The 2181-nt window shown below is 42.3% G+C and carries 3 protein-coding genes; all 3 read left to right on the forward strand.

The annotated features are described in order from the left end of the window. Nucleotides 1-1067, forward strand: a 1067-nt coding sequence (locus AB1552_14330) for a hypothetical protein (protein ID MEW6054935.1), incomplete at its 5' end; no start/stop codon positions are given. 10 nt (nt 1068-1077) lie between these two features. Further along, nucleotides 1078-1383: a hypothetical protein gene (locus AB1552_14335; GenBank protein MEW6054936.1), complete on the forward strand. Its 306-nt coding sequence runs from the start codon at nt 1078-1080 to the stop codon at nt 1381-1383. A gap of 36 nt (nt 1384-1419) precedes the next feature. After that, nucleotides 1420-2181, forward strand: a 762-nt coding sequence (locus tag AB1552_14340) for a transglutaminase (protein ID MEW6054937.1), incomplete at its 3' end; no start/stop codon positions are given.

A 2181-nucleotide genomic window follows, 5' to 3' on the forward strand; every position in this document is an offset into this window, starting at 1 on the left:
AGTATCTGGGGATAGCCCTTGATCTTGGAAGGATATCTCCGGAGCAGATGACAGCATTAAAGACAAAGCTTGAGGCAACAAAGGCAAAACTTGAAGCACAGGATTTCTCAACCCTTACGAAGGATGACATCCTCGGCGATCTGCTCTATACAACTGCATTATCCTACCATGCCGAACTCGGGGTGATGAATTTTGTCTCAGCTAAAACAATGGGCGTTATGGCAATCACTCTTCCCTCAGAGACAATCTTTTCCTTTGAACTTAAAAGGACATTTGCATTCGGGATACCGATATCTGTTAGTTCAGGTGGCTTGGCAATGGATGCGGATAGGCTGCTCAATTTAGTGAAAGCATTGGATGGCAATACAGAACAACCAAAGCAGTTTTTCCTGACATCAGGAATGAACGGATCGGCGTTGGAACACTCAGTGCCAGAACAACTCTTCTCAACACCGGAAACCCCTGCACAGGGAATCTCTGCGGTTAAGGCATTACAGATAGCAAATGAACAGGGAATCCCCATTTACACCATCAATCAGACGAACATCAATAACATCTTTCCCCAACTTCAAGTGGATAGTGATGTGAAAAGTGATATTCAGAATGCCGTCAATGCAGGGAAAGAAGTGACTGTTTCCAAGACTGACATAGCCTTTAATGGATGGACGGGGTGTGGTTACATTATCATTGATCCTATTACTGGCGCAGGCGCGTATATGATAAGCGGGGGTCATAGCGGTGGTGAACTATTACTGATTGGCATATTGATGATATTTTCAGTAGTATTTTTAGCTTTGGCCGTGATAACGAGTGAAACAGTAATCGGATTTCTTGTATTTGCTTTTATATCATATTGCTTTGCATATGCTGCACTTGTTGCCTACTTTGGTAAAGAGAAAGCGGAAGATTTCATGGAATGTCTATCCGAATTACTCTTATTCTATTTGATAGCAAAGGTGATAGGCACGGCTATCAAAAAATTGGAAAAAATATTGCATATTGTTGAAATCGGCCATGGTATTAATCACATCAAGAATTGTTATAAGAATTTGTGGTATTCGCATTGATGGAGGACATATGGAATTTGATATAACAACTATTGCAATCTCTGGTTTCGGTCTGTTAATTGGAATTATTTATATTTTAATAGGTAATTTATCAATCAATGCTAAGAAATCTGTCCTGCGGTGTCTGATCATTTTATTAATCATTACATTATTGAACTGCTTAGTTGAAGGTCGCTGGGATATGGATTTCGTAATAAGTTTCTTGATTTTGAAAAAAGTCGGAATTTGGGCTCTTCGTGCTTCGGTATCTCTTGTATATATCTGCATCCTGTGGGGACTGGTTCTAGAGTTAAAAGGTAAAGTATGTAAAAAATAAAAGATTGCCTGTTATTCCCTCTACATCCAGCAGACCATGACTGATTACCAGACACAGGTGCAGAATTACATATCACAGAATTATCCCAATGCCACAGTGGGAGATGTGCTTGGGAAGAAGGAGATACAGAAGCAGGAATTCTCCTATCTGTTAGGGACATTGCCTTATAAAACAATAGTAAAAGGTTCAACCTATGCAAGCATCCCTGACACCCTCAGGCACAAACTGAACTTCAACGTCATAAAGGACATGTATGACGAAATCATGGGAACTCCCATCAACATCACCAAAAGCCTTCCTGAGCTTGCAGGAAAGAAGATAACGTTGAGCTATTCGCCAGCGACAGCGCAGGATGAAACGGTAATTAATTCCTATCTTCCGAAACCGCATGCAGACGGAACCCCGATACAGCCCAATGAACTGCCTTCTTTTTTGCCCTCGTATCTGATAAACTTGAAACCGGAACTGAGAGTGGACGGAGTGGTAATCGCAACCGGGACGCCTGTTACCATGGGGAGCACGGAGACCTTCAATATGACATTCACCGCTCCCAAACAGAGCGCTGATGTGATAACGAACCCGATAGAGGCAGGGGAGTATCTGGGGATAGCCCTTGACCTTGGAAGGATATCGCCGGAACAGATGACGGCATTAAAGACAAAACTGGAAGTAACAAAGGCAAAACTTGAAGCACAGGATTTCTCAACCCTTACGAAGGATGATATCCTCGGAGACCTTTTATACACGACAGCCTTGTCCTACCATGCAGAACTTGGCGTAATGAATCAGGTATCTGCA

Source organism: Nitrospirota bacterium, from assembly GCA_040754395.1.
Classification (GTDB): Bacteria; Nitrospirota; Thermodesulfovibrionia; order Thermodesulfovibrionales; family SM23-35; genus JBFMCL01.

Bases quoted from the DNA above. Each gene is read 5' to 3' on its own strand.
- AB1552_14335 (MEW6054936.1), top strand. From the start codon at position 1,078: ATGGAATTTGATATAACAACTATTGCAATCTCTGGTTTCGGTCTGTTA.